General features: G+C 67.2%; 25 protein-coding genes and 2 pseudogenes. 11 read left to right on the plus strand and 16 right to left on the minus strand.

Going from position 1 to position 21,641, the window contains the following annotated elements; translation table 11 throughout:
- Positions 1–3: 3 nt before the first annotated feature.
- From BX604_RS27520 to BX604_RS27540, 5 genes are read right to left on the minus strand one after another with little or no spacing between them, the layout of a single operon-like run.
- Positions 4–1,044 carry a zinc-dependent alcohol dehydrogenase family protein gene (locus tag BX604_RS27520; protein WP_098553921.1) on the minus strand — a complete coding sequence of 347 codons (1,041 nt, stop codon included), beginning with the start codon at positions 1,042–1,044 and terminating at the stop codon, positions 4–6.
- Entirely contained in the window at positions 1,041–2,072 is a 1,032-nt protein-coding gene (locus BX604_RS27525) for a bifunctional enoyl-CoA hydratase/phosphate acetyltransferase (RefSeq protein ID WP_098553922.1), read from the minus strand. Before BX604_RS27525 ends, BX604_RS27520 begins: the two co-directional genes overlap by 4 nt.
- The gene (locus BX604_RS27530; protein ID WP_098553923.1) at positions 2,069–3,889 is read right to left on the minus strand and encodes a PHA/PHB synthase family protein; all 1,821 of its coding nucleotides are present in this window, start codon (positions 3,887–3,889) and stop codon (positions 2,069–2,071) included. Before BX604_RS27530 ends, BX604_RS27525 begins: the two co-directional genes overlap by 4 nt.
- Positions 3,886–4,632: a beta-ketoacyl-ACP reductase gene (locus tag BX604_RS27535; protein WP_098553924.1), complete on the minus strand. Its 747-nt coding sequence runs from the start codon at positions 4,630–4,632 to the stop codon at positions 3,886–3,888. The genes BX604_RS27530 and BX604_RS27535 overlap by 4 nt, the downstream gene beginning before the upstream one ends.
- Positions 4,622–5,161 (minus strand): hypothetical protein, encoded by a 540-nt coding sequence (locus tag BX604_RS27540; protein WP_098553925.1) that lies wholly within the window; start codon positions 5,159–5,161, stop codon positions 4,622–4,624. The genes BX604_RS27535 and BX604_RS27540 overlap by 11 nt, the downstream gene beginning before the upstream one ends.
- A gap of 190 nt (positions 5,162–5,351) precedes the next feature.
- On the opposite strand from BX604_RS27540, the gene BX604_RS27545 reads away from it, so the two are divergent.
- The 4 genes from BX604_RS27545 (at position 5,352) to BX604_RS27560 (ending at position 8,805) form a co-directional block, all read left to right on the plus strand.
- The gene (locus BX604_RS27545) at positions 5,352–6,191 is read left to right on the plus strand and encodes a universal stress protein (RefSeq protein WP_098553926.1); all 840 of its coding nucleotides are present in this window, start codon (positions 5,352–5,354) and stop codon (positions 6,189–6,191) included.
- An 8-nt stretch (positions 6,192–6,199) separates the two neighbouring features.
- Positions 6,200–7,399, plus strand: coding sequence for an acetate/propionate family kinase (locus BX604_RS27550; RefSeq protein ID WP_098553927.1), 1,200 nt, complete (start codon positions 6,200–6,202; stop codon positions 7,397–7,399).
- A 69-nt stretch (positions 7,400–7,468) separates the two neighbouring features.
- Positions 7,469–7,972, plus strand: coding sequence for a universal stress protein (locus tag BX604_RS27555; protein WP_098553928.1), 504 nt, complete (start codon positions 7,469–7,471; stop codon positions 7,970–7,972).
- On the plus strand, positions 7,969–8,805 hold the full coding sequence (locus BX604_RS27560) for a universal stress protein (RefSeq protein WP_098553929.1): 837 nt from the start codon (positions 7,969–7,971) through the stop codon (positions 8,803–8,805). The genes BX604_RS27555 and BX604_RS27560 overlap by 4 nt, the downstream gene beginning before the upstream one ends.
- A gap of 51 nt (positions 8,806–8,856) precedes the next feature.
- On the opposite strand, the gene BX604_RS27565 is transcribed toward BX604_RS27560, so the two are convergent.
- Positions 8,857–9,327, minus strand: a complete 471-nt coding sequence (locus BX604_RS27565) for a universal stress protein (RefSeq protein ID WP_098553930.1) — start codon at positions 9,325–9,327, stop codon at positions 8,857–8,859.
- A gap of 251 nt (positions 9,328–9,578) precedes the next feature.
- Between BX604_RS27565 and BX604_RS27570 the strand changes: the two genes are divergently transcribed.
- Positions 9,579–9,971 (plus strand): hypothetical protein, encoded by a 393-nt coding sequence (locus BX604_RS27570; RefSeq protein ID WP_257146442.1) that lies wholly within the window; start codon positions 9,579–9,581, stop codon positions 9,969–9,971.
- A 278-nt stretch (positions 9,972–10,249) separates the two neighbouring features.
- Positions 10,250–11,023: a fumarate/nitrate reduction transcriptional regulator Fnr gene (gene fnr / locus BX604_RS27575; RefSeq protein WP_098553931.1), complete on the plus strand. Its 774-nt coding sequence runs from the start codon at positions 10,250–10,252 to the stop codon at positions 11,021–11,023.
- 25 nt (positions 11,024–11,048) lie between these two features.
- Here fnr and BX604_RS27580 read toward each other — a convergent pair whose 3' ends face one another.
- Positions 11,049–12,038: a zinc-dependent alcohol dehydrogenase family protein gene (locus tag BX604_RS27580; RefSeq protein ID WP_098554085.1), complete on the minus strand. Its 990-nt coding sequence runs from the start codon at positions 12,036–12,038 to the stop codon at positions 11,049–11,051.
- A gap of 175 nt (positions 12,039–12,213) precedes the next feature.
- Between BX604_RS27580 and BX604_RS27585 the strand changes: the two genes are divergently transcribed.
- From BX604_RS27585 to BX604_RS27600, 4 genes are all read left to right on the plus strand, one after another.
- Positions 12,214–13,221 (plus strand): Acg family FMN-binding oxidoreductase, encoded by a 1,008-nt coding sequence (locus BX604_RS27585; protein ID WP_098553932.1) that lies wholly within the window; start codon positions 12,214–12,216, stop codon positions 13,219–13,221.
- A 19-nt stretch (positions 13,222–13,240) separates the two neighbouring features.
- Positions 13,241–13,576 (plus strand): c-type cytochrome, encoded by a 336-nt coding sequence (locus BX604_RS27590; protein ID WP_098553933.1) that lies wholly within the window; start codon positions 13,241–13,243, stop codon positions 13,574–13,576.
- 31 nt (positions 13,577–13,607) lie between these two features.
- Positions 13,608–14,540, plus strand: a complete 933-nt coding sequence (locus BX604_RS27595; protein WP_257146443.1) for an LOG family protein — start codon at positions 13,608–13,610, stop codon at positions 14,538–14,540.
- A gap of 138 nt (positions 14,541–14,678) precedes the next feature.
- Entirely contained in the window at positions 14,679–14,894 is a 216-nt protein-coding gene (locus tag BX604_RS27600; protein WP_098554086.1) for a hypothetical protein, read from the plus strand.
- A gap of 35 nt (positions 14,895–14,929) precedes the next feature.
- Here the strand turns inward: BX604_RS27600 and BX604_RS27605 are convergent, their stop codons facing one another.
- Together BX604_RS27605 and BX604_RS27610 are read right to left on the minus strand one after the other, a co-directional pair.
- Positions 14,930–15,169, minus strand: a complete 240-nt coding sequence (locus BX604_RS27605; protein ID WP_098553934.1) for a hypothetical protein — start codon at positions 15,167–15,169, stop codon at positions 14,930–14,932.
- A gap of 55 nt (positions 15,170–15,224) precedes the next feature.
- Positions 15,225–15,875, minus strand: coding sequence for a BON domain-containing protein (locus tag BX604_RS27610; protein ID WP_098553935.1), 651 nt, complete (start codon positions 15,873–15,875; stop codon positions 15,225–15,227).
- A 173-nt stretch (positions 15,876–16,048) separates the two neighbouring features.
- Between BX604_RS27610 and BX604_RS27615 the strand changes: the two are divergent.
- A pseudogene (locus BX604_RS27615) lies at positions 16,049–16,249 on the plus strand (SagB/ThcOx family dehydrogenase); the annotation flags it as partial.
- 1 nt (position 16,250) lies between these two features.
- Here the strand turns inward: BX604_RS27615 and BX604_RS38665 are convergent.
- From BX604_RS38665 to BX604_RS27645, 7 genes and pseudogenes are all read right to left on the minus strand, one after another.
- Positions 16,251–16,316 (minus strand): annotated as a pseudogene (locus BX604_RS38665) (Hsp20/alpha crystallin family protein); the annotation flags it as partial.
- Between the two features lie 173 nt (positions 16,317–16,489).
- Positions 16,490–16,765, minus strand: coding sequence for a DUF1488 domain-containing protein (locus BX604_RS27620; RefSeq protein ID WP_098554087.1), 276 nt, complete (start codon positions 16,763–16,765; stop codon positions 16,490–16,492).
- Positions 16,766–16,770: 5 nt separating this feature from the next.
- Positions 16,771–17,262 carry a universal stress protein gene (locus BX604_RS27625; RefSeq protein ID WP_098553936.1) on the minus strand — a complete coding sequence of 164 codons (492 nt, stop codon included), beginning with the start codon at positions 17,260–17,262 and terminating at the stop codon, positions 16,771–16,773.
- 142 nt (positions 17,263–17,404) lie between these two features.
- Positions 17,405–17,650, minus strand: coding sequence for a hypothetical protein (locus tag BX604_RS27630; RefSeq protein ID WP_098553937.1), 246 nt, complete (start codon positions 17,648–17,650; stop codon positions 17,405–17,407).
- A gap of 250 nt (positions 17,651–17,900) precedes the next feature.
- Entirely contained in the window at positions 17,901–18,176 is a 276-nt protein-coding gene (locus BX604_RS27635; protein WP_098553938.1) for a DUF6388 family protein, read from the minus strand.
- A 228-nt stretch (positions 18,177–18,404) separates the two neighbouring features.
- Entirely contained in the window at positions 18,405–20,300 is a 1,896-nt protein-coding gene (locus tag BX604_RS27640; protein ID WP_098553939.1) for a sulfatase-like hydrolase/transferase, read from the minus strand.
- A 193-nt stretch (positions 20,301–20,493) separates the two neighbouring features.
- Positions 20,494–21,585 (minus strand): porin, encoded by a 1,092-nt coding sequence (locus BX604_RS27645; RefSeq protein ID WP_098553940.1) that lies wholly within the window; start codon positions 21,583–21,585, stop codon positions 20,494–20,496.
- Positions 21,586–21,641 lie beyond the last annotated feature (56 nt).

Below are 21,641 nucleotides of genomic sequence, written 5' to 3' on the forward strand. Positions count from 1 at the left end.
TCATCAGCCGACTTCGATGAGCACCTTCAACGCGTGGGTTTGCGCGGCACGCCCGAACGTGTCGTATGCACCTTCCACGTCGTCGAGCGAGAACCGGTGCGTGATCAGGCGCTTCGGGTCGAGGCGCCCGGCGCGCACGGTCTTCAGCAGCATCGGCGTGCTGACCGTATCGACGAGCCGCGTCGTGATCGAGATGTTGCGATCCCACAGCTTCTCGAGATGCAGGTCGGCCTTGACGCCATGCACGCCGACGTTCGCGACCACGCCGCCCGGTGCGACGAGCGACGTGCACATCTCGAACGTCGCCGGAATGCCGACCGCCTCGATCGCGCAATCCACGCCGATGCCGTCGGTCAGCTTCATCACTTCCTCAACCGGATCGCCGCCGCGGCCGTCGAAGCAGTCGGTCGCGCCGAAGTGCCGGGCGATCTCGAGCCGGTTGCCGTCCGGGTCGATCATGATGATCCGCGCTGGCGAGTAGAACTGCGCGGTCAGCAACGCGGCCAGCCCGATCGGCCCCGCGCCGACGATCGCGACCGAGCAGCCCGGCTGCACCTTGCCGTTCAGCACGCCGCATTCGAACCCGGTCGGCAGGATGTCGGACAGCATCACGAGCGCATCCTCGTCCGCGCCCGGCGGAATCCGGTACAGGCTGGTCTGCGCATGCGGGATGCGCACGTACTCGGCCTGCGTGCCATCGATCCGGTTGCCGAGAATCCAGCCGCCGGTCGTGCAATGCGAATACAGTCCGCGGCGGCAGTACTCGCAGCGGCCGCACGACGAGATGCATGAAATCAGCACGTGATCGCCCGGCTTCAGCGAATCGACCGCGGCGCCGACCTGTTCGACGATGCCCACGCCTTCGTGGCCGAGGATGCGGCCGGGTTCGCACGTCGGCACGTCGCCCTTGAGAATGTGCAGGTCGGTGCCGCAGATCGTCGTGCGCGTCACGCGGACGATCGCATCGGTCGGCGACTGCAGTTCCGGCCTGGGTCGCTGTTCGAGCGCCTTGCGCCCGGGCCCGTGATAAACGAGTGCTTTCATCGCTGTTCCTCCATCGAAAGAATGGCCTGTCGACTGGCCGACACCGGCGCATGCCGAGCCTGCGCCAGCAATGCCGCGAGCGCGCAGGACGCGATCCGGACGGCAACCCCGTCGGCGCGGCTCGTCAGCACGATCGGTACGCGTGCGCCCACGACGATGCCTGCGTTCGCGGCACCGCCCAGGTATTCAAGTTGCTTCGCGAGCATGTTGCCCGCTTCGATATCGGGAACGACCAGGATGTCGGCGCGGCCGGCAACCGGCGAATCGATCCCCTTGTCTTGCGCGGCCCGCCGCGATATCGCGTTGTCGAACGCGAGCGGGCCGTCGACGACCGCGCCGGTGATCTGCGCGCGCCCGGCCATCTTCGCGAGCGCCGCCGCGTCGAGCGTCGAACGCATCGCCGGATTGACGGTCTCGACCGCGCACAGCACGGCCACGCGCGGGCAGGCAACGCCGAGCGCATGCGCGACGTCGATCGCGTTCTGCGTGATGGCCACCTTCTGCGCGAGGTCCGGTGCGATGTTCACGGCCGCGTCGGTCAGGATGAACGGCCTCGGATACGCCGGCGACTCGATCAGGAAACAGTGCGACATGCGCTGCTCCGTGCGCAAGCCGGATTCGGCTGCAACGACCGCGCCCATCAGCTCGTCCGTATGCAGGCTGCCCTTCATCAGCGCACCGGCGCGGCCGGACGCCGCGAGTTGCACCGCCCGGACCGCCGCCGCATGGCTGTGCGGCACGTCGTCGATCGTCCATTTCGCCGGATCGACACCCGCCTCGTCCGCCACGCGCAGCACCTTCGCGCGCGGCGCGACGATCAGCGGCTCTATCGATGCGCCCAGCGGCGACGCGTTGATCGCGGCAAGCGCGACGAGACTGGCCGTGTCGCACGGGTGGACGACGGCGACGGTGAGCGGCGGCGCGCCGCGCGCACGCGCGATCAGTTCGGGCAGTGCGCCGTCCGCCCGCGGCAGCAGCCCGGGCAGGCACGCGCCGCCGGGCGTATCCGGATGCAGGTCGCCGTTCATGTCTCGAGCACGTAGGTGCCGGGCGCGGCGGCGAAGCCGGCGGCCGGCACACGTGCCGGCATGGCGCCCGACGAATGCGCGTGCAGCCAGTCGCGCCAGCAGGTCCACCACGACCCATCGACCGCCGGCGTTTCGCGCAGGAAGTCGTGCCGGCTGCGGTAAGGCGCGCCGGGCTCGCGCGTCGCGCAGCGATAGCGGCGTCCCGGATGGCCGGGCTCGGACACGATGCCGGCATTGTGGCCGCCGGACGTCAGCACGAACGTCAGCGCGTGGTGCGTGAGCAGATGGACCTTGTAGACGGAACGCCAGGGCGACACGTGATCGCGCTCGGTCCCCACCACGAACGTCGGCACGTCGATATCCGACAGCGCGACCGGCCGCCCGTCGACGCAGTAGCGGCCCGCCGCGAGATCGTTGTCGAGAAAGAGCCGCGTCAGGTATTCCGTATGCATGCGATACGGCATGCGCGTGGTGTCCGCGTTCCACGACATCAGGTCGTTCGGCTTCGTGCGCTTGCCGAGCAGGTATTCGCTCATCATCCGCGACCAGATCAGGTCGCGCGCGTTCAGCAGTTCGAACGCGGCGGACATCTGCGCGCCGTCCAGGTAGCCCTGCCGCCACATCAGCGCATCGAGCGCGGACAGTTCGCTGGCGTCGATGAAGAGACCCAGTTCGCCGGGTTCGCTGAAATCGGTCTGGGCCGCCAGCAGCGTGACGGACCGCAATGCCTCGTGTTGCCGGCCGTCGCGCGCGAGCGCCGCCGCACCGATTGCCAGCAGCGTGCCGCCGAGGCAATAGCCGACCGCATGCACGGCTTCGCCGCAGATCGACCGGGCGGCGTCGAGCGCCGCCATGCAGCCGTCACGCAGGTAGTCGTCGAGCCCGAGCGTGCGCGCCTCCGCGCCCGGATTGCGCCACGACACCGCAAACACCGTATAGCCGGCATCGACCAGGAAGCGGATCAGCGAATCGTGCGGCTGCAGGTCGAGGATGTAGTACTTCATGATCCACGACGGCACGATCAGGATCGGCTCGCATGCCACGTCGGCCGTCGTCGGGTCGTATTGCAAAAGCTCGCACAACGCGTTGCGCCATACGACGCGGCCCGGCGTGATCGCCACGTCGCGCCCCGGCAGATAGGCGCGCGCGTCCCGGGCTCGCGCGCCGCGCGCGCGATCGAGCAACGCGTTCGCGTCGTCCAGCCAGTGCCGGAAGCCTGCCGCGAGATTCGCGCCGCCGCTGCGCATCGTCGCGTCGAGCACGACCGGGTTGGTCGCCAGGAAATTGCCCGGCGAGCATGCATCGAGCCATTGTCGCGCGGCGAATCCGACCAGTTCCTCGTGGTGCCGTTCGACACCCGGCACGCCGCGCGTCGCGTCGCGCCACCAGCGCTGGATCGACAGGAAGCCGTCGCGATACGCTTGATACGGCCATCCGGCCCACGCCGGTGCGGCGAAACGCGGGTCGGCCTGCCCCGCGTGCACGGCCAGGCCGCTCGGGTCCGCATCGTCGGCCTCGCCCTCGCCGCCGGTTGCCGCCGGGGCAACGGCAGCCTGCCACGCCTGCGTCGCGAGCGCGAAGCAGGTTCCCGGCGACACCGCCAGATGCGCGCTCCAGTCGAGCATGGCCAGCGCGAGCGAGACGGGCGACAGCCCGAAGGTCATCGCGGCCACGTTCGCGTGCGCCGCACGGTTCCATCGTTCGGCGGACGTCATACCGGCTCGCGCACATTCGGTCGCGCTCGACGCCGGTTCTTCGGTACCCGGCGCCCGCACCGATTCGCGCCCGCCCGGCGCGCGCATGGCGGATGCTTTCATCGCATGTGCATCCCGCCGTTGACGTCGAATTCCGCGCCGGTCGAGAACGCCCCGGCGTCGGAACACAGGAACGCGACGAGCGCGGCGATTTCGTCGGGGTCGCCCAGTCGGCCGACCGGAATCTGCGGCAGGATCTTCGTGTCGAGCACCGCCTTCGGCACCGACTCGAGCATCGCGGTGGCCAGGTAGCCGGGCGCGACCGTGTTGACCGTCACGCCGTGGCGCGCGAGTTCGAGCGCCAGCGCCTTCGTGAAGCCATGGATGCCGGCCTTCGCCGCCGCGTAGTTCGCCTGCCCGTATGCGCCGCGCGAACCGTTCACCGAACCGATGTTCACGATCCGCCCGAAGCCGGCTTCGATCATGCCCGGCACGAACGGCTTCGTCATGTTGAACATGCCGTCGAGGTTGGTGCGCAACACCGCATCCCACATGCTCTTGGTCATCTTCACGAAGGTGGCGTCGTGCGTGATGCCGGCGTTGTTGACGAGCACGTCGACGCGCCCGAACTCGGTCAGCACGCGCGCCGCGCAATGCTGGCACGAATCGTAGTCGGCAACGTCGACCTCGAACGCATGGAAAGTCCGGCCCGCCTCGCGTTCGTGCGTGAGCCACGTCGCGACGTGGTCGTTGCGTTCCGTGTGCGACACCGCCACCGTCATGCCGGCATCGTGCAGGCGACGGCTGATCGCGGCGCCGAGCCCGCCCATTCCGCCAGTAACGAATGCGACACGCTCAGCGCACATGGTCGCTCTCCCGGGTGCCGGCGATGCCGTTCAGGCGCCGGGCGGCACCCGGCGATTCGTCATTCGCGCCGGCCGCGTCCTCGATCCCGCGCCCCAATGCCGCCATCCACTCGGCCCACGGCATGCTGGCCTCGTTGACCACGGCCAGTCGTCCCAGATCGGGCAACCAGTCGGTCTGATAACGCGACAGCGCACCGGCGCCGTATTCGCGCAACCAGTTGCGCCACGCACCGGCGCTCTCGTATTGCGCCCGCATGCCCATCTCGGCGGCATCCTGCCAGATCGCGATGCTCGCGATCGCGTAGTCGCGCATCACCTGCCGGGCTGCCTCGCCGAAGGCCGTCCACTCTTGCGTTTCCGCCAGCGCCTGCTGCAGCCGGCGCACCGCGTCACGGTCCCGCCCGATGCGCCGCCCTGCCAGCGCATGCCATTCATGCTGCCAGTCGCGGTTCAGCGCGACCATGCGCAGCGCGAGGTCGAAGCCCGCGCGGCACACGTCATTCGGTGTGGTCAAAGCGTACGTGCTCATCGGCGTCCCTCGTTCGATCCGGTCAATGGGTTGGCATCCCGCCTCATGCCGCGTGCCCGGGATCGGCATCGCGACCGCTTCACTGTGCCGCCGCGGCGCACACGCGCCGTTGATCTGAGTCAAGCGCGCGGAAAGCCTGCTTCGTAGACTGGATTGCACTGACGGATTACCCGTCGATGGAGCGATTCCGATGAGCTACAAGAGCATGGTCGTGCACCTCGATACGAGCGCCCGCGCGCATTCGCGGCTCGAGTTCGCGTTGCGCCTCGCCCGGCGCTTCGGTGCGCATCTGACGGGCCTGTTCGCGGTCTACACGCCGGAACCGCATTCGTTCTACGTGATGGCCGGGTCCGCCGATTATTTCCGCGCGCACCGCGAACAGCGCGACGAACGGCTCGCCGCGCTGGAGCGCCTGTTCCATGCGGAAGCCGCTCGCGCGAAAGTGCCCGCCGCGTGGGTTCGCGCGGATGAGCGCGCCAATGCGGCCGTGCCGCGCGCCGCGCGCCTCGCCGACCTCGTGATCGCCGGCCAGAGCGACCCGAACGATCCCGAGGCCTATATCGACGACCAGTTCCCGGAGAACCTCGTGTTGTCCGCCGGTCGCCCGGTGCTGTTCCTGCCGTGCACGGGAGAGTTCCCGTCGGTCGGCGAACGGGTGTTCGTCGCGTGGGACGGCAGCCGGGAGGCAACGCGCGCCGCACACGATGCGATTCCCTTTCTCGGGCATGCGAAGCGCACGACGGTCGCCGCCGTGGTCGACGGCGATTCGGAAGCGGCGACCACGCGCATTCCGGCCGCCGATGCCGCGCTGATGCTGGCGCGCCATGCACACGACGTGACCGTGCTCGACATCGATACCGGCACCGGCCCGGCGGTCGGCGACACGTTGCTGTCGCGTGCCTATGAAACGGGTTCCGACCTGCTCGTGATGGGCGCCTACGGCCATCCGCGCTGGCGCGAGCTGGTGATGGGCGGCGCCACGCGCACCGTGCTGGCGTCGATGACGATGCCGGTGCTGATGTCGCACTGAGCCGGCCGATGCGCACGCTCGCGCTCCTCGTCGTCAATGCCGGTTCGTCGAGCGTGAAGTTCGCGATCTTCGCGTACCCGCCGCACGGCGATCCCGCACGGCGGCCGTTGCACGAAGGCGAAGCGGTCGAGACCGGCAACAGCGTGTCGATCCGCTTCGATGCCGAACCGGTCGGCGCGCTGCCGCTGGTTGCCGGCGACCCGTACCGTGCCGTGCTCGCGCGGATCGCGACATGGATCCGCGTGCAGTTGCCGCACATCGCGCTGGGCGCGATCGCGCATCGCGTCGTGCACGGCGGCGCACGGTACGTTGAGCCGGCGGTCGTCGACGACGCAGTGCTGGATGCGCTTCGCACGCTGACGCCGCTGGCCCCCTTGCACCAACCGCACAGCCTGGACGCGATCGAGGTGCTGCGCGACGCGTTTCCCGACGTGCCGCAAATCGCCGTGTTCGACACGGCGTTTCATCGCACCCTGCCGCGTGTCGAGCAACTGCTGCCGTTGCCGCATGCGTGGTTCGACCAGGGCGTGCGCCGCTACGGATTCCATGGCCTGTCGTACGAATACCTGGCCGTCGCGCTCGACGAATCGTTCGGCGCGCGTGCGCATGGCCGCGTGATCGCCGCCCATCTCGGCAGCGGCGCGAGCCTGTGCGCGCTGCGCGACTGCCGCAGCGTGGCGACGACCATGGGCTTCTCGGCACTCGACGGATTGATGATGAACACGCGCTGCGGAACGCTCGATCCCGGCGTCGTCCTGCACCTGCTCGAGGTCGGGAAGCTGTCGGGCGACGCACTGGGGCACCTGCTGTATCACGAGTCGGGGCTCAAGGGCGTGTCGGGTGCGTCAGGCGACACGCGTGTGCTGCTCGCGTGCGAGGCCGCTGGCGACGCGCAGGCCCGAGATGCGCTGACACTGTACGTCCATCGCATCGTGCGCGAGACCGGTGCGCTGACCGCGCTGCTCGGCGGCCTCGACATGCTGGTCTTCACGGCCGGCATCGGCGAACACGCGGCGCAATTGCGCGAGCGGATCTGCGCGTCGCTCGCCTGGCTCGGCATCGCGCTCGACACGGGCGCGAACGCCGCCCATGCGCACGTCGTGTCGTCTCCGTCGAGCGCGGTCACGGTGGTCGTCGAGCCGACCAACGAAGCATGGGTCGCGGCGCGCGCCGCGGTGCGCGTGCTGCGCGGCGACCGCGACGGTTGATCCAGATCAGCGCGATCGACGTACACGCGCCGATGATGATTCCATCCACATCCGTTCAAGGGAAACGCCATGTACTCGAACATTCTGGTTGCGCTCGACGGCAGCGATACGTCGTCCCGCGCACTCGATGCCGCGCTGAATCTCGCGTCGGAGACGGGTGCACGGCTGACCCCCGTCTACGTCGTCGATTTCCTAGTGCCGGCCTACGACACGTACGGCTACGATCCGTCGATCCTGATCGATGCCTTCCGGGAGGAAGGGCTGCGCGTGACGGAGGACGCCGCGAGACGCATGAAGGCACGCGACGTGGCCGGCACGCCACAGATCTCCAATGTCGAGCCGGCGGGCGAAGACATCCCGCAGCGGATCGTGAGTCTCGCCGACGAGATCGCCGCCGACCTGATCGTGATCGGCACGCACGGCCGGCGCGGCTTTCGCCGCCTCGTCCTCGGCAGCGTGGCCGAGCGCGTGCTGCGCCATGCCACGTGCCCCGTCCTGATGATTCCGGCGAGCTGCGCGGCGAAGGCGCCCGCCGCAACCCCCGCGACATCGACCGAAAAGGAGCCGTCATGAGCTACAAGACCCTGCTCGTCCATCTCGACGACAGCGCGCGCTGCGCGACGCGCGTCGACCTCGCGCTCGAACTCGCGGGACGCTGGAACGCCCATCTGATCGGCCTCTACGTGGTCTGCCAGGCGCTCTTCGAGCCGTTGCGACGCCCCGACGAACCGCTGAAGCTGGCCGTCTACGAACGCCTGTGCGACCAGCGGCGCCAGGAAGCCGAGGAGCGGTTCCTGGCCGCTGCCGAGCGCGCGGGACGCAACAATGTCGAGTGGCAGGCACCGACCGGCGACGCGACGGCCGCCGCGATCCTGCATGCGCGCCACGCCGACCTGCTGGTGCTCGGCCAGGAGGACCCGGACGACCGCATGACCTACGTGGCCCGCCATTTCGTCGAGGACGTCGTGATGGGCAGCGGACGCCCGGCGCTCGTCGTGCCCTGTGCGGGCGACGTGCGAACGCTCGGCGAGAACGTGCTGATCGGCTGGGACGGCGGACGCGAAGCCGCCCGCGTGATGGCCGACGCACTGCCGCTGCTCGCCCGCGCGCGCTTCGTCAATGTCGAAACGGTCAGCCGCGGGCATCCCGATCCGGACAAGACGCCGGCGGGCGTCGACGTCGCCGCGTATCTCGAGCGGCACGGCATTCGCGCATCGTTCTCGACGACGCCGCGCGAACGGTCGGTCAGCGTGGGCGCGACGCTGCTGAACCGGGTGACCGACCTGCATGCGGATCTGCTCGTGATGGGCCTGTACAGCCATGCGCGGATGCACGAACGCGTGCTGGGCGGCGCGACGCGCACGATCCTCGAGACGATGACGGTGCCGGTCCTGCTGTCCCACTGAGCCGGTGAAAGCGGGCAGCCGCTTGCGGCCGCCCGCTGCTCGTCACGACCGTCACAACACGCCGGCGCACGCGCCCGGCCCGTCCCGTACGACCAGCACCGGCCGGTCCGCGATACGCACCAGCGATTCGGCGACGCTGCCGAGCCACGCGCGACGTACGCCGCGGCGGCCATGCGTGCCCATCACGATCAGGTCCGCATCGCATTCGGCGGCGGCTCGCGCCAGCACGTCCGATACGTCCTCTCCGCACGCGTCGATCGTTCGCGCGATGCCGCGCACGCCGGACAGCTGAAACGCCGTGTCCGCGTCCGAGACGGCGATCGCGGCCGTGTCCGCATCCAGTCCGGCCGGGTCGCGCCGGTCGATATAGCCGCTGTCGACGTCGGCCAGCCGCGGCGCATCCGATACCACGCACATCGCGATGACCAGGCTGCCCGAGTCGCGGGCGAGCGAAATCGCCTCGTCGAGCGCGAGCCGCGCACTGCGGCTGCCGTCGAGCGCCGCGAAGATTCTTTGGTACATGACGCCTCCCTGCTGTCGTCCGGGTTCGACCGGCTGGTCAAGCCAGTCTGCTCCCGGCCGGCACCGTTCCGTTGATATCGGTCAAGCCCGCAAGGCATCGGGCGTACGCATCGGTCCCGATTGGCGAACGCGGGCAAAGCGCGCACAATTTCGGGCGACATCGCAGTTCCGGCCCGCCGCGCGTTTCGTGCCTCGCATCTGGCCCGCCGCCGCCAGCCAGCCACCGGCGAAATCCGCCAGGATGAACGGCAATGACAGTGAACGCGCCCTCTTTCAAGGCCGGGCCGGCTTCGCACCGGATTCGGTCCGCCGGGTATGCCGCCACGGCCGCGCTGCTGACGCTGGCGCTGGGTCTGACTGCAACGTTTGCGGCGTCCCGGTTACTGCAGAACGAGACCCGGCAAGCCGCCCGGGCAAGATTCGAGCAAACCGCGACGCTCGCGAGCGCCGACCTCAGGCGCAGCCTCGTCGGTGCGACCGCCGCATTGCGCGGCGCGCGCGGCTTCGCGTCGGCGCTGGCAGCGCCGCAATCCGCGGCGGCGTGGCGCCGCTATCTCGCCAGTCTCGATCTGGACGCCCTTCGTCGCCGCGGTCCATGTGCGCGCCATCGGCAACGATCGCGACAAGACGCCGCACCCGTGTAGGAAACGCCCTACAGCACTTCCGCGTCGCCTACCGCATCTTCAATTCCGGCTGATTTTCTTGACGCCGCGCAACGTCCATACTGCATCTCAAGAAAAACAACCCAGCGTGCCTCCCGGAGCAAAGGCAGCATCACCGTCGAGACCGGCGTACCGGTCTCCCGGCCCGTCCGGTGCGGCGTTTTCATGAGGAAGGCGGCGGAATCCAAGGCCGCCGGTACAACGGCCAGCGCGATCCCGCCCGAAGGCGGCCCGTCGCGGCCCCCGAACTGGAGCCGATCATGCAGAGCAATGCCGATGTCTCGACGACCATGCCGTTACGCCCGTTCATCCCGCTGCATCCCGTCGCACCCGTGGACCAGCCGAAGCGCGCCGCATCCCGCTGTTCGACGTGCGCATTGCGTAGCGTATGCATGCCGTCCGACCTGTCCCCTGACGATTTCGCACGCGTCGACGCGATGATCTGCTCGACGCGCCACGTCAGGCGCGGCGAGACACTGTTTCGCGCGGGCGACACGTTCAACAGCATCTATGCAGTGAGAACCGGGTCGTTCAAGACCATCGTGATGCATCGCGACGGCGACGAGCAGATCACCGGCTTCCAGATCGTCGGCGAGTCGCTCGGGCTCGACGGCGTGTACACCGGGCACCACAACGGCGACGCCATCGCGCTCGAGGACAGCACGGTCTGCATCATCCCGTTCGGCCAGCTCGAGCAGATGTGCCGCGAAGTGCGGACGATGCAGCATCACGTGTATCAGATGATGGGCGGCGAAATCGTGCGCGAGTCCTCCCAGATGCTGCTGCTCGGCACGATGACGGCCGAGCAGCGGGTGGCCGCATTCCTGCTGAATCTCTCCGCGCGCTTCAAGGCACGCGGCTACTCGGCCGCCGAATTCGTGCTGCGGATGACGCGTGACGAGATCGGCGAATATCTCGGGATGAAGCTCGAAACGGTCAGCCGTATGCTGTCGAAGTTCCAGCGCAAGGGGCTCGTCGCGGCCCAGGGCAAGCAGATCCGGATCGTCGATCCGGACGGTCTGCGGCAGATCTGAGCACGCCGCGGATCCGTCGACTCGATCAACCGCGCATGCCCAGCACGGCGGCACCCGACACGCGCCCGCCGCGCAGGTCGTCGAGTGCCCGGTTCGCATCGGTCAGTGCGTAGCGCACTGTCTCGACCCGCAGCGGCATCGCACCGGCGATCCGCATGAATTCGACCGCGTCCGCACGCGTCAGGTTGGCCACCGACGCGATGCGGCGCTCGCCCCACAGCCATGCGTACGGAAAGCCCGGGATGTCGCTCATGTGAATGCCGCCGCACACGACGATCCCGCCTTTGTCGACCGCCCGCAGGGCAGCGGGCACCAATGCGCCCACCGGCGCGAAGATCAGTGCGGCATCGAGACGCTCCGGCGGGGCTTCGTCGCTGCCGCCGGCCCATGCCGCGCCCAGCGACAGCGCGAGCCGCTGCGCCACGGCATCGCCCGGCCGGGTCAGCGCAAACACCTTGCGCCCTTCGAAATGCGCGACCTGCGCGACGAGATGGGCCGCCGCACCGAAACCGTAGATGCCGATCCGGCGCGCGTCGCCCGCCATGCGCAAGGTTCGATAACCGATCAGGCCGGCGCACAGCAGCGGCGCGGCTTCCAGATCGGAAAAACGCCGGGGCAGATGCACGCAATACCGATGGTCGGCGACGGCGCATTCGGCATAGCCGCCGTCGATCGTATAGCCGGTGAACCCCGGGCTGTCGCACAGGTTTTCGCGGCAGGATCGGCAATACGGGCAATGCCCGCACGTCGAGCCCAGCCAGGGAACGCCCACCCGGTCGCCAACCGCGAAGCCCGTCACGCCTTCGCCCGACTGGCGCACCGTCCCGACGATTTCGTGCCCGGGGATCAGCGGCAGCTTCGGGTGCGCGAGGTCGCCGTCGACGACGTGAAGATCGGTCCGGCATACGCCGCACGCATGTACGTCGATCAAGAGCTGACCCGCCGCAGGCGACGGGTCCGGCATCCGCGCTTCGCGCAAATGCGGTGTCGTGCCGTCAAACATCATCGCAAGCATGCTCGCCTCCCCCGCGCGATCGTCTTCGCGCGCTTCGCCTTCCAAGGCTAGTCGCCGCACATCGTACGCGCACCGTCCGATGACAGGCGCTTGACGTGGGTCAACGGCCGCCGGGCGGTTGCTGACACGATGAAGTGGCATTTCGCCGCCCGAGCGGCGACCTGGAGACGATCGAATGATATCCGTTCCCCCGCTTGCCGCAAGCGCCCATCCCGGCCATCACCTGAGGTCGCTGCTGGGCTACGCGGTGCTGGCGCCGTCCAGCCACAACTCCCAGCCCTGGCGCTTCCTGGTCAACGGCACCACGATTTCGGTCTGCGCGGACCGCGTTCGCGCGTTGCCCGTCGTCGATCCGTTCGATCGCGAGCTGATCATCAGCTGCGGCGCGGCATTGCTCAACCTGCGTGTCGCGCTCAATCACGCCGGGCTCGCCCACACGATCGGCACGTTCCCTTCCGAAGTCGATCCTGATCTCCTTGCGCTCGTCCGGGTTTGCGACGACGGCTATTCCGATGCGTCGCTCGGTGCGCTGTTCGATGCGATTGCGGACCGCGTCACGACGCGCGCGCCATTCGAATCGACGGCTGTTCCGGACGAGATCCAGCAGGCGTTGATCGCAGCCGGCATCGCGGAAGGCGCCGACATCGCGTGCGTCGACTCGATCGCGCATCGGGCACGCGTCGCCGAGCTGGTCGCGCAGGCCGATCGTCAGCAGTTCGCGGACCCGCGCTTCCGCCGCGAGCTGGCAAGCTGGATCGATCCGCGCCGGCACGTGGACGGCATGCCGGCATTCGCGGCCGGCGTGCCGGCGTTGCTGGACTTCGCGGCGCCCGTCGTGACGACGGCGGTCCGGACCTTCGATCTCGGCAACGGGCTGGCTGCACTGCATCACCAGCTCGTCGGCGCATCGCCGTTGATCGTCTGCATCGCGACCGTGCGCGACGATCGCGAAGCGTGGCTCGCCGCCGGCCAGGCGCTGGAGCGGATCCTGCTCGTCGCGACGCGCGCGGGGTATACCGCGTCGTACCTCAATCAACCGATCGAGACGACGGAGCTGCGCACCCATCTGCGCCACATGCTCGGCCTGCGCGGCGAGCCGCAGTTGCTGCTGCGCGTCGGACGCGGCCCGCATACGCCGCATTCGCCACGCCGCCCGCTCGACGACGTGATCGCCTTCTCCTGATCTCGACGAGGAAACGAACATGAGCATCGTGCATTGCGCCGCCTTCTGCGTGATTGCCGCGACGGCCGGCACGGCCGCCGCGCAAACGGCCGTGCCGGAGCCGACCGAACTCGTCGACGCGCAGCACTGCATGTTCTGCCATACGCCCGACATGACGTTCCTCGGGCCATCGTTCCACAAGATTGCGGATCGGTATCGCAACGATCCGCATGCCAGCGAGATGCTCGAACGCAAGCTGCGCGTCGGCGGCCGCGTGCACTGGGGCGATACGCCGATGCCGTCCGCGATCGATCGCGGCGGCCCGCTTTCCCCCGACGACGCGCACCGGCTCGTGCAATGGGTGTTGAGCCAGTGACCGGCGCGCGGCCCTTCAACGCGTGTCGACCATGATCAAACGCGTTCTCCCCGGCATGACGAACGGCAACGACGGCCTGCGACGCACCCCGCGTCGCGTTCGGCACATCGCCAAAGGCCCGAACCGCACCCCGGCCGATGAAGATGCGACGCTGCTGCAGCGCGCAAGCATGCGGGGCATCCGGCTGCAACTCGACTACTGGAAAGCCGAGGAGCGTCTGCAGAATGAACGCATCGGCCATGCGGTCGTGATCTACGGCAGCACGCGCATCGTTGCGCCGGCCGTCGCAAAGGCGCGGCTGGCCGAAGCGAATCGCCTGCTCGCGGAGCGCCCGCACGACCCGCGCCGGCGGCGCGCCGTCACGATCGCGAGCCGGCTCGTCGAGCACAGCGGGTATTACCGCGTCGCGCGCGCGTTCGGGCGCATCGTCGCCCACGCCAACCGATGCACGCGCACCGCGCGGCTCGCCATCGTGACCGGTGGTGGCCCCGGCATCATGGAGGCAGCCAACCGAGGGGCCTACGAGCGCGGCGCACCGAGCATCGGCTTCAATATCGAGCTGCCGCGAGAACAGGCGCCGAATCCGTACATCACGCCGGATCTCTGCTTCAGGTTTCACTATTTCGCGATTCGCAAGCTGCACCTGCTCGAGCGCGCGAAGGCGGCGGTATTTTTCCCGGGCGGCTACGGTACGTTCGACGAACTGTTCGAAGTGCTGACGCTGCTGCAGACACGCAAGATCGCGCCGCTGCCGGTCATTCTCGTCGGCGAAGCATACTGGCGCCGCGCGGTCGACCTGGCATTTCTCGCGGACGAAGGCATGATCGACCGCCGCGACCTCGAGCTGTTCGCGTATTGCGAATCCGCCGCGGAAATCTGGCACGCGATCGGAAGCTGGTATGCGCGGCGTCGGCAACGCGCGCCGGCACGCTGCAATGCTTCTTCGAAGCCGCGCGCCGTGTAGGCATCCGCCGACGGCATCTGCACGATTCCTACCGCAGCTTCGGGAGAGACTGATTGAATCGCGCCGCGGCGGCCTCGATACTGAAAGCGCCGAGAACGGTTGCACGACATACCGCTCGCCGGCACGAGGAGAGACGCCATGTCAGATGCCTCCTGCCGCACCGCCCCGGACAACCCGTCCGCCGCCGAAGTACTCGACACGCAGGCACTCGTCGCACTCGCTCGCGACGCCGGCATGCTCGTGATACTCGACGGACAGATCAGGCGCGAGCGCTACGAAAGCGTGACGGGATCGGTTGCCACGCTCGCCCGCTTCGCCAGGGCGCTGCGGTTGTCGGTGCTCAAGGCCGCGTGACGTGGAGCATCGCCGGGTGGTGACGCCGCGCCGGTTCAGACCGTAAAGGTATTCGACTTCCTCATCTCGATCCACGTCATTCCGGCTCGCAGAGCGTCGACTGCGGCGTCGCGCTCGACCGCATGGATCCTGCTGTGCTCGAATGTGCGCTCGCACACGCCATCCGGCGACGTGAGCGTGACGTGGATCCGGCAGCGGAAGCCGCCCGTTTCGGCCGCGATCGTCTCGATCGCGACCGACCAGTCCGCTGTGTGAAGTTCGCCCGACAGTGTCATCTGACTGCCCTCCTGGATCGCCGCGGGCCGCCCGTCCGCCGGCCGCGTGCGGGGTTCACTCGACCACCAGGTCGTCGACGACGGCACGCACGCCTCGCGCCGACCACGCGGCACCGCGCACGGCCTTGCGCTCCGAGAACGAGCCGACCTTGCCGGACAGCCGCACCGTGCCGTCGTGCACGTCGACCGCGATGTGCTTCGCTTCGCGCTCCGCGTGACGCATGATCGCGCGCTTGATGTTGCCGCCGATGTCGTCCGAACCGACCGCCCCCTGTACCGCGATGTGGTCGGTCACGCCCGTCACGCTGCGCATCTGCGAGATCGCGCGCACGGCCAGGTGGCTCTGGTACGCCCAGTCGACCTTGCCGGACAACGTGATCCAGCCGCGCTCGACCTGCACCTTGACCGCGTCGTCATGCAGGCCCACCGTCCAGTGCAGGACGGAACGCACCGCTTTCGCGATGTCCTCGTCGGTGTGCACGTCGTCGTCCGGCAGGTGTACGGTCAGGTCGACGACGAGCGCCTTGACGCCCGCCACGCGGTTCGCCGCGCGCTCGATCGCCAGCTTCTCCGCATAGCTCGGCGGGTGACCCGACAGCGTCACGATCCGGTCGGTTACCTCGACGCCGATACGCGTCCCGTCGATCGACGGGTCGGATTCCAGTTCATCCTGAACGTCCTGCTTCAACTGCCTGTCGGTTTTCATCGTCTGCTCTCCTGTGAGCCGCGGCGCGCCTGTTCGCCGCACGCAACCAGATTTGCACATGTGCGGCCCCGGATCGCTGATACAGGTCAACCGATGCGGCGCGGCCGTCTTATCGTGAGATCGCCGATGCGCGACGATCCAGGCACGCGCAATCACGCTTCAAGGAGACGCGCATGACCGAACAGCAACTGCTGGCCTATTCGCCGGCACCCGCGGCGCAACCGGCGTCGCCCCAGGGCGAGTCGTCGGCGATCGTCGACCTGCCGCGCCCGATGCTCGACGACGGCGTGCCGCTGATGGCGGCGCTCGCGACCCGAATGAGTTCCCGCGAATTCGCCGCCACGCCGCTCCCGCCCGCGACGCTCGGCACGATGCCAGTCCCTGAAACAGGTCGGACACGGGTTCGATCGAAAACGGATCGTAACGCGTCCGATTGCTCATGATTCGCACTCCTCATACGGATGACGTGCGGCCGGCGCCTTCGTCCCGACCGCACAAACCGCAATGAAGATCGGATGGCACGGCATGCCGCGCAAGGGACGAATGATCTTTCGAAGTCCAGCGTACCTGCCCGCACCGGCACGTGCTTGATGCGGGTCAAAGGCGGCGACCGATTACGTACAGAACCGGAAGTAGCCGCTATGGAGCAGGATCGGCCGACCGCCGACTGCCTCCAGCAGGCAGCGCGCCGCGCGTTCGATGGCCGGACGATGACGCGCAAACGCGTCCACGAGATCCTGCTCGCGGGGCGACGCCGCGCGGAAATGATCTTCCAGCGCCTCCGCAGTGATCGTGCAGCGCACGCGGCGACCTTCGACGAGCGCCGGAAAGGCCAGCGCCGGGTCCAGGCCGCAGTACGTCGGATGTTCGACAGGAAAGGATATTTGCATGGTGATCACCCTGCGGCGCGATGCCCGGCGGCCGCACCGGCGGCCTGTGCGCCATCGTGACCACGCACCAGCAGTACCGGACAACTCGATCCGCGCAGGAAACGTTCGGCGACACTGCCGAGGAGCAGCCGCCGCACACCGCGTCGGCCGTGCGTACCGATCACGGCCAGATCGATCGAATGATCCGCGACATAGCGCTGCAGCCGCTCGGCGATATCCTGACCGAGTTCCGTTTCGATGATTTCCGTATCGCCGTTGACGGCCGCGTGCGAGATGGCTCGTTCCGCGTTTCGCAGAACCGCCGCGCCATCCCGCCGGACATCGGCGAGCAGCGCGTCCGGGTCCAGTCGCCCGGCATACGTGATCAGCAGCGACTTGTCGACGACGAACACGGCGAACAGGCGTGCGCCGCACGATCTGGCCATCTTCAAGCCTTCGTCGAGTGCCCGATTCGACGAAGGGCTGCCGTCCACGGCGACCATGATGTTCGTGTACATACCGACCTCGCTGGATGATCCGGCGCGCAAGCGGCGTTCGGATGTGTGTTCATCATCGGCGCGCGCCGGAAACGGGTGTTGACGGAGGTCAATGGTTCGAAAACGCAATGAAACCCGCATGAGTCGGGACGGGCAAGCGGCGTTATCGAGGCTCGCCCGGTAGCGTCGGCGTTTCCGGCGAGCGCGGCGGTTTCTCATATGACTGAAAGCCCTGCTCGATTTCGAGGATCTTCATCGCGCACGCATCGTATTGCCAACCCGGGCCGCCGTCGCCCGACGCCTCGCGACGCAGAGCGATGCACGACGCGCGCGCCAGCGTGCTCTTGATGCCGAGCAACGCGCAGACGAAGCCGAGAAGAAACTCGCGGAGCTTTCCACGGAGAATCAAAGGCTCAACGATTCGTTAAACGAATGGATTGTGTCGCAAAAGGCGTTTCGCAGCCTTCTTTTTAAGCTCGGAAAAATGCCCGACGGTACGAACTTTTCCTCGTTGCCTCAGTCTGAGCGCCAGAGAATAATCGACGAAGAGAAGCTCAAGTTGAGCACTGGCGAATAAATATTCAGAAAGTTGTTTGCTGCCAGCACATATGCCCTGTGCGGCAGAAAAGTGGCGATCGCCTCGCTGCTGTTTTCCGCTCTCAAAGGCCCAAGATTTGTTTGAGCGAGGCGTCACGGCGTTCCAGCATCGCGTCGAGTTCTTCAGCGGTGTCAGCGATGCAACTCCAAAACAGTTCCGTTGAATCAATCCCCTTCTCACTTGCTACCTCGCGGCGCTCACGCATCGTCTCGCTTTCGCGCAGGAGTTCGAGACTGACACCCCGGGCATCCGCTTTGGCCTGATTTAGCGCTTCGATTCTCCACTTGATTTCAGGGTGGCCATCGAGAAAGCGCTTCGCCGTTTCTGCACGCCGCAACGGCTGGCAAGGGTGCCGCGGGCCGGGATTCGGTGCCGGACCCAGCTGGCAGCCATGCAATCACGCACCGCATCGGTCGACGCGCGCAACGACGGGCGAACGGACGCGAACGCGCCGACGAGTCCGAATGAGGATGAAGACGACGACGGGAACGGCTTGCTCACCCGCACGAAGCATCCGCACCGGCACCAAGTATCGGCGCCGGTGCGTGCGAGACGGGCTACGCGGTCACGCGTGCCGGCCGAAGTTGAACTGAACACGGCCGTCGCGAATCGGCAGGATATCGGCCCGATCGTCGCCGACTTCCGCGTCGAGGCTCGCCGACAGCTTCGCGTTCATCGCGAGCAGCAACTCGCCGTTCGCCTTCCGCGCGAGCGCCAGGTTGCGCTGTTCGTGCGGATCGTCGCGCAGGTCGTAGAGTTCCACATCGTGGTTCGCGAACAGCGCATCGAGCGAATCCGGCCGGTTGAAATTCGTCGCCGAGAAATACCGCGAGAACCGATAGCGGCCGTCGTACACGCTCCGGATCATGCCGCGATGCCGGTAATCGGGCTGATATTGCGCGACGCGGCGCTGCAGCTCGTCGGGCGGCACGCCCTTCTCGCGCAGCACGCCAACCTCCTGCGCGAGCCATTCGCTGTCGTAGAACAGCAGCATCGCGTAATTGAACAGCGCTGCCGATCGCACCGCGTCCGGCGCATGACGCTCGGGATCGCCCAGCAGCGGCGCGAGGTTGTTGCCGCGTACCGCCGGGCCGGCGATCTTCGCAATGGCGGCCGCATCGAGCCCGGTCAGGCCGAGCAGCGTCGGCGTCACATCGATATGCGACGTCAGCGCCTGGCACCGCTTGCCGCCCGGATAGGCCGGATGACGAATGACCAGCGGCACGTTGTTCTGTTCGCGATACGCGGTCGGCCCTTTGCCGACCAGCTTGTGCGCGCCGACGTGATCGCCGTGGTCCGAGCTCATCACGACGATCGTGTTCCGGTCGAGCCCAAGCTCGCGCAGCGCGTCGAGGATGCAGACCACGTGCGTGTCGCAATCGCGGATGCAATTGAAATAGTAGTCCTGGTAGATCTTCAGTCGTGCTTCGTCGAGCGCGTAATCGCCGACCAGCACGCCTTCCGCGCTGTTGTACACCCCGTGCGCGGCCGGGCGGCCCGGCGCGTCGTACGGCTGGTCATGCGTCGGCGCGAGCGGGACGTTCCACTGCGCTTCGTAGATCGCGTCGCGCGGCGGGCGCGCATTGCCGAGCATCGGACGCTTCGCGTTCTGCTGGTTGCCGCCCGGCGGATCGGTGTTCAGAAACATCGCATCGTGCGGATTGACCAGGTTGACCGCCAGGAACCACGGCTTGTGTTCCCCATCGAGCTGTTCGGCGCGGCTGCGCAACCACGACACCGCGGACGCGGCCGTCATCCCGTCATACGTGTAGCCGCCGCGCACGAGCCCGATCAGATCGCCCACGCCGACATAGTCGTCGAAGCCGTACGACTTCATCACGCTGTTGTACTCGGCGACCGGCACGTCGTACGGCGAATGATTGTGGTGGAACTTGTTCGACAGGTGCCACTTGCCGAGATAGGTCGCGTGGTAGCCGGCGTCCTTCATCATATGGCCGATGGTGCGGATGTCGGTCGACATGTCGGCCTGCCAGGGAATCCCGCAGTTGTCGAACATCCGCGTGTGCTGGATGTGCTGCCCCGTATAGATCGTCGAACGCGACGGCGTACACACGCATGCGGCGATCTGGTGATTGTCGAACGTGATGCCTTCGCGGCGCAGGCGTTCGCGGCCCGGCACCGGAAACGGCCACCGGTCGAAGTGCTGCTCCTGATCGGTCAGGATGAACAGGATGTTGTAGCCGGTTGGCGGCGTCGCTGGCGCGACCGTCGCCACGGTGCGATCGGGCGCGGGCTGACCGGCGGCCGGCGCTGACGACGCGGGCTGCATCGCGATCGCTGGCGACACGATGCCGGCCGATGCGACCGACGCGCCCGCCAGTTTCAGGAAATGCCGCCGGCTCCATGGCGACGCACGCGCGTCGTCGCGGCTCGGGCGATCCGCCGCATCGTCGTGCTCCGTAGCCTGCCGATTGATCCGGTTGTTCGCATCGTCTTGCATGTGTGTCGCTTCCTTTTCATGATGCGCCGCGAGCCCGGATCGTCATGCGGTTTGCATGGCGATCCGGACGCCACTTTCGGGCAACGGCGCTGCGTTCAGAAAATCCGGGCGTGTCAATTCATCCATGCCATGGAGCAACCGGGACAGTCGAAATGCCGGCCATCCGGATGCCCCGTTTTCGTCGTTCGCTCAATCAGAACATGGTCCGTATGCCAACCCGCGCGATCGCCTGCGAAGCGCTGCTCGACGAGCCGGCAGGACTCAGGATTCCGTTGATGTCGGCGTGTGCGCCGGAGTTGGCACGCTGATACGCGCCCTCCGCATAGACCATCGTGCGTTTCGACAGCGAGTAGCCCAAGATCGCGTTCAACTGATTGGCGTGATTGCCGTGGAGAACGTCGTTCCCTTTCATGTACATGTAACTCGCGCCGAGTGAAACAGCCGGCGTGATCTGCCAGTTGCTGGCGAGTTGTGCGGCATACGCATAGGCGCCGGTTTGCACGTTTCGCACCGTCACGAAGCTTGCCGAGTTCAGCGTTGAGCCCAGCGCGTAGTGCGCGCCGACACCCCAGTTTCGAATGGCGATCTGCGGCGTGCCATTGACCGAGCCGGGATACTTCTGCTCGGTGTACGCGGCGCCGAAACCGAACGGGCCACGATCGTAGTTCAGGCCGAAACTCGTTCCCGAGTTCGATCCGAACGACCCGGCGACGCCGCCGAACGAATACAGCGCCCCGACCGAAAAGCCGGCCATCTGCGGCGACTGGTACTTCACCGCATTGTTGATCGGAACGCCATTCGTTCGGGACCACGAAAACCAGCCCGTCGGGTTTTGCGGAATGCCGAGATTCTGGAACGGGCCCGCCGCGACGCTATAGAGGCCGCCAGAGATCAGTCCCGGCGTGTTTTTAGCCTCGGTGAGCGACGTAAACATGAACTCGTAGACGTTCCCCAGCGTCAGCTTGCCGAAACGTGCATCGTCGAGTCCGACGTACGCATTGCGGCCGAAGATGCCCGGTTGCATAGTCACGCCCGAGCCGAGCTGAAACTGGTCTTCAAGCTTGAAGATCGCTTTCGTTCCACCGCCGAGATCCTCGGTGCCACTGATAACAAACAGGTTGGGCACCAGAATCCCGTCGTCAAACTTTGCAACGGCGTGTCCTCCCTGATTCGAAACATACGCAACACCGGCGTCGAGCAAGCCGTACATCGTGATGTTGCTTTGCGCGATGGCCGAACCAACTGGAAGGACTACTATACATACGGCTGCCAATTCCTTTTTCATTCAAGTCTCCAAACATGATTTTATTTTTACGAATCGGTCACGAGGTCAGGCGTTCT

This window comes from Burkholderia sp. JKS000303, from assembly GCF_002563755.1.
In the GTDB taxonomy this organism is placed as follows: domain Bacteria; phylum Pseudomonadota; class Gammaproteobacteria; order Burkholderiales; family Burkholderiaceae; genus Burkholderia; species Burkholderia anthina_B.